This window comes from Pseudoalteromonas sp. SG44-8 (assembly GCF_014164125.1).
Taxonomy (GTDB): Bacteria; Pseudomonadota; Gammaproteobacteria; order Enterobacterales; family Alteromonadaceae; genus Pseudoalteromonas; species Pseudoalteromonas rhizosphaerae.
Genome location: NZ_JACJEQ010000041.1, coordinates 21,800 through 30,016, shown reverse-complemented (window position 1 = coordinate 30,016; position 8,217 = coordinate 21,800). Strand labels below are relative to the sequence as shown.

The window sequence follows — 8,217 nt, the reverse complement described above, 5'->3', positions numbered from 1 at the left end:
ACCAAATTTGCTTGGTAACAATAGCGTTTTGGACCCACCTGACCCCATGCCGAACTCAGTAGTGAAACGAAACAGCGCCGATGATAGTGTAGCATTTGCTATGTGAAAGTAGGACATTGCCAGGCCCCAAATAAGAGAAACCCGTTACAGCGATGTGGCGGGTTTTTTGTTGTCTGCAGGAAAGTGAAAATGCAGGTGAAAGGTAAAAGGCATCAGGTAAAAGGAAAAGAATAAGCGCCTAAAGCCGACTCTATACATTTGCTATGTGGCTCTCTACCGCTGTGGGCACCACGACATTGCCAGGATCTAAATTGAGAAAGCCCGACTGCAATAGTCGGGCTTTTTTACGTCTGTAGGAAAGCTAATGGCTTTGAGCTGTCAGCAGCGTAGTGTTAACCTTTGACATGCGTGTACTGCCATTTTTCTAAGCTTGAAAACTCGAAAATTTATTTCCTCTATCAGCTAAAGAATTTTGATTTTATGACTGTTTCAAATTCATGACAGTAAGTAACTCAGTAATTACAAAATAGGCTGTAATATTTAGTTAATTATATCGCCAAAAACTGAAATAATGTGTTGATTTCTATATGCTCTTGCCAAATTATTATACTAATAGGTGAAGTGCATGAACTCTTCCACTGATGCTGCGCAGTTTGACGCAGTGACAACAAGTAAATCGAAATGGAACTTTCATGATACCCAATGGGTGTTGAGTCTTTTTGGTACTGCCGTCGGTGCCGGTATTTTGTTTTTGCCAATTAATATTGGTATTGGTGGCTTTTGGCCGCTGATCATTTTAGCGTGTTTAGCGTTTCCAATGACTTTCTTAGCCCACCGTGGCTTAGCGCGTTTTGTATTGTCATCAAAGAACAAAGATGCTGATTTTACCGATGTGGTTGAAGAGCATTTTGGTGTGAATGCTGGTAGATTAATTTCATTATTGTATTTCTTATCAATATTTCCAATTCTACTGATCTATGGTGTTGGCCTAACTAATACTGTTGATAGTTTTATGGTAAACCAATTAGGTATGGAAGCACCTTCTAGAGTATTGCTTTCAGGAATTTTAGTTGCAGGTATGATCAGCTTGATGCTCGGTGGTGAAAGGCTAATGTTGCGTGCTTTTGCTATTTTAGTGTATCCGTTAGTCGGTATTTTATTGTTTTTATCGTTGTATTTAATTCCGAGCTGGCAAGTACCAAATATGGCCTTTCCTGAGTTTGCAGGCTTTAGTAAAACGTTATGGCTGTCAATTCCTATTATAGTGTTCTCATTTAGCCACGCAGCGGCGATCTCAAGCTTTGTAAACGTACAGCGAGGTCATTATGGTAAACAAGCGACAGCTAAGTCCGAGGCGATTCTAAAGCGCACCAGTCTATTACTGATAGTGTTCGTTCTATTGTTTGTATTTTCGTGTGTACTTTCATTAACACCAGAGCAAATGTTGCAAGCAAAAGCACAAAATGTATCCGTGTTATCATACTTAGCTAATGTTACTGACAACTCATTTATTGCCACCTTTGGCCCGCTAGTCGCGTTTATTGCTATCACTTCATCTTTCTTAGGTCACTTTTTAGGAGCAAGAGAAAGCTTTAATGGGCTTGTTACTAAGCAAACCAACCTATCAGTGAAGAGCGCCGATAAAATTGGCGTTGCTATTATGTTCTTGGCAATTTGGTTTTGTGCTGTTAAAAACCCAAGTATCTTAGATATGATGGACCAACTATCAGGGCCGATTATTGCGATGATCTTATTCATCATGCCAATGATCGCTGTTTATAAGGTTCCAGCATTACAAAAGTACCGTGGCCGTTTTAGCACTTTGTTTGTGTTAGCTGTAGGCTTATTAGCGGTAGCTGCATTGATTTATGGTTTTGTTGCTTAGCGAGTAGCTTTAGGGACTTTAGTTAGATTAAATAAAGGCCCTGTAGGTGACAAACTTACAGGGCTTTTTAGTTTATGCTATTGCAGCTAGAGCGCAGGTTCTAATATCAGCGGTAAAAGCTAGACTTTTTTGAAACTTGTATCAGACGTGGCAATACCATTTTTACTCTCGTTTGCAGGAGACACAGCTTGGCCTTGTACATTATAGATTTTTAATTTGCACTTGGTAGGCTGAATCAGTCGCACTTGCAATAGTCGTCATTACTGCTTTCGTTAGCTATAAGCTTACTAAGCACTAATTGATTTTCTGGCACGTATAGCAGTGCATCGCCTTTTTCTACGCTCCACTAAAGGTCTGATTCAAAATTGTTTTCGAACTCAGAATTTGTGTAAGTTAAATGTAATGGGATTGATGCAGCATTTTTCGCAAAAACTTTATCAATCAGCAATAATACTGAATCATTATTAGGACTAATCCTGACACTAGACTAGATGCGTTAAAAAATCTCTCATTTAGAACAACTCAATAACGAAATTTCTGCCTTGCTATCGCCCAGATTTCCTCACCTCTAAACAGATCACTTAATTAAGCGAATTGGTATAAAAATCGTACTAATTACATTCAGTTTCTTAAGTTTTATATCAGATTTAATTGAATGTAAAAGCTCAATTTATAACGATCTCGCTGTGTGATTTGTATATTTAATGTACAAAAAATTGACAAGTTTAAAAAAGGGAACAACAATAATAGGAACAAGGATCATATAAAACTTGTTGAGGCCAAACGGCCCAACAAAATAGTTTGAAATAAAAAGGAAATTATAATGAGAGTATTATTAGTTTTTGTCTTTCTTACGCTATTGCTTACAACCTCAAATCTAAAAGCAGAACAAGATCACAAAGATTCAAGTTTAAACAGCATTTCCGATAGTATTCAAAGATTTTACTCGTTAAGTAAAACAGAAAATTTAAAAGAATATGAAGAATTACTACTGAATAAAAAAGCTAATTCAGAAGAAGAGTCACTTTTGGTTCAGTATTTTATCGCACTCATCAACTACAGACTTGGGCTGCTGGATTACGAAAATGGCGAAACCTATTTTCAGAAGTGCCTTGATACTAACAACAATATACTCTCCAAGTCAGCAGAATATACCGAAGCGCATGTGCTCACCGCCGCATGTTCTAATGCTATGATTCGTTACCAACCAGAACAAACAATGGCATTGTCACTTAAAAGCCGTAATGCTCTTGATGCTGCTACGAAAATTGACAGTCAAAATCCTCGCCTTCTATTTATCAAAGGAACAAGCGCAGTGTATATCCCCCCACAATTCGGTGGAGGAATAGACGAAGCTAGTCAATTATTCACCAGAGCTATAACGTACTTCAGAACTCAAAATTCAACGGAGGGCAAGCAGTTACCTAAATGGGGCTTTGACGAGGCTTATCTTTGGTTAGGTATGCTCAAATCCTTGTCAGGTGAGAAAGGAGATGCCATATCTGCACTCACCAAGTCATTAGAAATTTCTGACAATATTTGGGTGAAAAACACTTTGATACCAACTCTAAAGAGGGGGGAGTCAATCGCGCAGTACTTTGGGCTATAAATAACTACTGAATAGCAAACATCAAAAGAGTAAAAAGTTTGGGATTATTACTATGTCAGTCAACATTGAATCGACAGCAATTAATCAACAATACCTTTCTCTGCCTTACATTACAGGAAGCAAGGAAAGTAAAGGGTATGAGGAAATAAACTCTTATTATTACCCAAGAGGACCAATCAAAAGAGTACTTAGTTATTTTAGAGGTTCTGGGGGCTTAATTATGTACACGGGCAACTGTGAATTCTATGAGTTTGATCACATTGCCCGAAATATTCTTGGTAAAAAGTCATTCGAGAGTAGTATACAGCGGACCATCTTTGGTGGTGGTAAAGGCTTTGACTTACCTACCATGATGGCCTCCTCCTTAGGCGAAGTTATCGAGAGGGCAATGGGAAGCTTTATCTCATTTGCATATGATGACCAGTTGATACATGGTACTTACAAAACTATGCTGGAAAAAGGATTCAACTGCTTGCATCCCAGTGAATTACCCTTGTTTGCAGATGAACAATACGAAAAAGAAGGATTTGAATACGAAAGATTTACTGAAGATACCTTTGTGGGATGGATTCAAGGTGAATGCTTATTGAATGGTTCTGAGAATATTTGGGTGCCGGCTCAAATCGTTATGCCATTTAATTTACTTCACCCTAAGGAAAATATGTTTTGCTATGCCACTAGTGGTGGACTAGCGACTCATATTACAAAAGAACTGGCCGTTTACCATGGTATTTCTGAAGTGTTAGAGCGCGATGCTGTGAATGTTCACTGGAATACAGGCCATGCTCCAAAGATCATTGAGTTGGACTGCATGCCAGACGATTTTAGAGTGCAACGTATTTTAGAACATGCCCAAACCCTAGTTGACAATATTACTCTTTATTTACATATGACAGATGTAGAGGATTTTTACACTGTCACTGCGGTTGGTTTTGTCGAAGGTTTTAATAAGTATAACTATATTTCCGGAGGCGGTGGTGGTCTGACAATTGAAGACGCCATCCTCTCTGCTTTAGGTGAATTTGCGCAGGCTGAGGGAAGTAGCCGAATAATTCTGAATTGTCCTCAATGGGTATATTCAGAAAGAGTAAAAGAGCTATTTTTTGTTGAAGAAGATGTACCAGTAGAAAAATTCGATATTTTTTATAAAGTAATTGGTCACTATGGTTATCCCTCTCACGCTAAAAAGCTTCAATGGTATCTGGAAGGTTCCGGGAAAGTTAAATTATCAGAATTAATGAGTAAACCTAAAAAGAGTGAATGTAAATTTGAGCAAATGTTGGAGATATCGAGAAAAAATGGATTAAACCCAATATTTTTCGATTTTACGCTACCAAATTTACAAACAGTCCGTTTGACGAAAGTTTTTTGTACCAAACTTACACCTCCATATTTACATTCAATGCCTTCATATGGAGTTGACCGTTATTTCGAATTACCACAAAAATTAAATTGGAAAGACAGAAAGTTAACTTTTGAAGACCTGACTAAATCACCACAACCATATCCATAGAAACTGGGTTACTTGTAATTTAAAACCGGGTTAGCGGTAATGGGTGCTTGTTGCATTACAACTTGCAGCGTTAGTAGGAAAACACACGGAATAACCGTGAGGTTAACTTTTAAATTTAAATATGAGGAAGACAAATGAAACTTTCAAAATCATCAGCTTTCGATCACAGATATGAGTCTGGATTAGCGTTTGCTCCAGGCGGTTGTAACTGCTGGTGCTGTTGCTGCTGTTGCTGTAACGGCGGCGATCAAGTCAAAGCCCTGTAAGCTGAGTTAATTAATGCCGGCTCTTTTATGAGGGTTGGCATTTTTAAAAGAATCTATGTCGACCATAAATATAAGGTAATTATAAATGGCACTTAAAAACGAAAAGTATCAAATTAACCCGCATCTTCGAGTGATAAAAGTCACCGAGAATGAAATATTGGTTAAACACAGTGCTCGCTCTTTCTTTTCCAAAAATTGGACGGATAAAGGGCGCACTGGTTTATTAGGTCGTGTTATTAACCATATGAATAGCCAAACGAATCTTCAGGATTTAAGAGAAAAAGAGATCGTTAAATACGAAGAACAAGAAGACGCCCTGCAACTAATTGAACAATTAATCGAAGAAAAAATACTGGTGGAAGCTGACCACGATTTGGTTGATGTCTACTACCGAGTTATTCAAGATGCCGAAACTCCATTGGCGGATAAACGGATAGGAGTCATTGGTTGCGGTCAGTCGGGAAGTCGCATTGCCAGGCAACTCGTACAAAGCGGCATTAAGCATTTACTACTAGCAGATGATGCTAAAATCAAAAATACCAATACAGTTCATCGCTTCCTTGGTATTGAGCCCAGATACATACAAGAACAGGCTCCGATTGCTGATTGTTTAGCTGAATCTTTTCAACACTATGATTTAAAATGTATTTCTACTATTACCGAAGATAGTTTTTCTAAGGAAAACATCGCCAAGGTTTTCGAAGAGTGTGACTTTGTGGTTGCCGCATTAGATGAATATATGCAGTCTATTTTGCACTCTGTCAATGAGCAGGCTCTGGAAGCTGATAAGCCTTGGGCTATGACTATATTTGATGGCTCTGAAGGTGTCGCTGGGCCCATTTTCGTTCCTGGAGAAACAGGCTGTTTTAACGAGTTTGATATTCAGGGTATTGCCGCAGCGGGCACCTTAAAGCGTGATGTCATCACTTATTACGATGCCGTCAGCGCTATGGGACAACCTGATTTGGGAATAGCCCCCCCTCCCTATGTTGATGTGGTATCAGGACAGTTTACCGCAGGACTGCTGACCTACCTTACAACTGGGAGAAGCTACTTGGTGAGTCGCGCCATACGGACTGACTTCGAACGCATGTCTGTAGATTATGAAGATATTAAACGTATCCCACGCTGCCCGGCTTGTGCTCCATTCCGTCCATTTAGAAACGTGTTCTTGTAGGAGTCCAGTTATGCCATTTATCGATCCTGCCGATTATTTTCTAGATCAGAAAACCACGGCTGAAGGCACTTTTATGCCGCCGATTAACAGCATTGACTTGCTGCCAGAAGTATATAGAGAGTTTCAATGTCGCTTCGGTGAGCTTTCCATTAACCCTGCGGAATTCTTCCACGAAAACTCGAAAGTATCCCGCCATACCACGAGGCGAATCGCTGAAAATCAAGAGAGCATAGATCAAATTATTCAGCATTACATGGATACTTCCTACAACTATAGCCCCGACACTGTAAGTGATATGAATATCAGTCCAATCCTGCCGGCATTTGAATGGTGTAAAGAGGTTCCCGAGTGTTTGCATTCACTGGGACAATTTTCCCCCAAGCGCTTCTACGCCATAGATGCTTATGTACTCACTGGGGACAAGTTGCGCAAGATCCTGCCCAACAAACAAATTCTGGTTAAAGACAGAAATTACGACGCAGCAAAGCTGAAAAAATTGAACCAGTCATTTTACGGACCTAATGTAGATTCGGTATCCAATCAAGACTCACTGGTGTTTCTTGTTGGTTGCCCTTGGAGATATATGATGATGTTTGGGGCTAAAGGCTATCGCAAAATGCTGTTAGATCTGGGTTATATTCTGGGCTTCTACGAAGAAGATATACAAAATGGGCAAATGACGCAACTGGATTACTTCTATGATAACGAAGTGGATCGATTTTTAGATCTGGACGGAATCGAACAGTCTATTCAATGCATTCTCGGCGTTACAAACGAAAAGAGTGGAGTACACAGTCATGGATAATAATGAACAAACCATAGGGCAGGAAGTGTCATCTTCTACACCAATGGCAGAGCAATCTAATCAAAGCGGTCCTTTTTCGAATCGAGATACGGTTACACCTCTTTTGGAACAACTGGAAGCGGCAAATCGAGCGGCCATTGAAGTTTATGTTAAGCGCGCATTGGCTAGGCAAGAAGAAGGTTTAGCGATTAACCCTCTCGCTCTGGCTCATGATGGATTAAAACTGGATGTGGGTGTCGGTAAGCAGGTCACGAATAACATTTTATTCTCAGATAGGCCTGCGATCAATGAGGGAAATGACAACAATACTTTTATCAAACTCCCTGAGCCATGTATACAACCCACGGAAAAGTTTGAGCAACTGATGCGCCGAAGGAAATCAGTGCGAGATTATACTGATGAAGAAGTATCATTGGCAGAAATATCTAGCTTGTGTACATCCACAGTGAGTGCCAGAGATAGATTCAAAATCACTTCATCTCAGGTTATTCCTCATGCACCTCTTGCTCCAACAGGGGGAGGCTTACTCTCTATTCAGCTGTACTATATTTCGCTGAATACGGAATCTCTGTCCCGCGGCATATATAAATACAGAGCTGACAAGCATGCGTTGGAATTGGTGAGTGAAGGTGAAGTAAGGGGTCGCATATTTGAAATTACTTCATTCCAGGACTGGATTGCTCGCTGTGCAGGTATCTTTGTATTAGTTAGTGATTTAGATAGAGTGCAATGGAAATATGAGGACAGAGCTTATCGTTTAACCCATATGGATGCTGGTGTATTAGGGCAAAGCTTGCACTTGGCGGCAACCTCTATTGACCTCGGATCGTGCATGGTGTTCGGTTTTCTGGACAATGAAATGAATCAACTTATGGGCATTGATGGAGACCGTCAATTTGTCTCTCTAATTATGCCAATTGGTAAACCGATATCGGATTTCACCTCACTTTAATAGGAGATGG

6 protein-coding genes and 1 rRNA gene are annotated in these 8,217 nt (G+C 39.8%); all 7 read left to right on the top strand.

Annotation, left to right across the window (positions count from 1 at the left end; translation table 11 throughout):
* Nucleotides 1–10: 10 nt before the first annotated feature.
* The 7 genes from rrf (at nt 11) to H5163_RS19705 (ending at nt 8,207) form a co-directional block, all read left to right on the top strand.
* Nucleotides 11–125, top strand: a 5S ribosomal RNA gene (rrf, locus tag H5163_RS19735).
* 500 nt (nt 126–625) lie between these two features.
* Nucleotides 626–1,885 carry an aromatic amino acid transport family protein gene (locus H5163_RS19730; protein WP_182735800.1) on the top strand — a complete coding sequence of 420 codons (1,260 nt, stop codon included), beginning with the start codon at nt 626–628 and terminating at the stop codon, nt 1,883–1,885.
* A gap of 823 nt (nt 1,886–2,708) precedes the next feature.
* On the top strand, nt 2,709–3,494 hold the full coding sequence (locus H5163_RS19725; protein ID WP_182735799.1) for a hypothetical protein: 786 nt from the start codon (nt 2,709–2,711) through the stop codon (nt 3,492–3,494).
* Between the two features lie 52 nt (nt 3,495–3,546).
* Entirely contained in the window at nt 3,547–5,007 is a 1,461-nt protein-coding gene (locus H5163_RS19720) for a YcaO-like family protein (RefSeq protein ID WP_182735798.1), read from the top strand.
* 351 nt (nt 5,008–5,358) lie between these two features.
* Nucleotides 5,359–6,450, top strand: a complete 1,092-nt coding sequence (locus tag H5163_RS19715; RefSeq protein ID WP_182735797.1) for a ThiF family adenylyltransferase — start codon at nt 5,359–5,361, stop codon at nt 6,448–6,450.
* Between the two features lie 10 nt (nt 6,451–6,460).
* Nucleotides 6,461–7,255 (top strand): hypothetical protein, encoded by a 795-nt coding sequence (locus H5163_RS19710; RefSeq protein ID WP_182735796.1) that lies wholly within the window; start codon nt 6,461–6,463, stop codon nt 7,253–7,255.
* Entirely contained in the window at nt 7,248–8,207 is a 960-nt protein-coding gene (locus tag H5163_RS19705) for a SagB/ThcOx family dehydrogenase (protein ID WP_182735795.1), read from the top strand. The genes H5163_RS19710 and H5163_RS19705 overlap by 8 nt, the downstream gene beginning before the upstream one ends.
* The last annotated feature ends 10 nt before the right edge of the window (nt 8,208–8,217 follow it).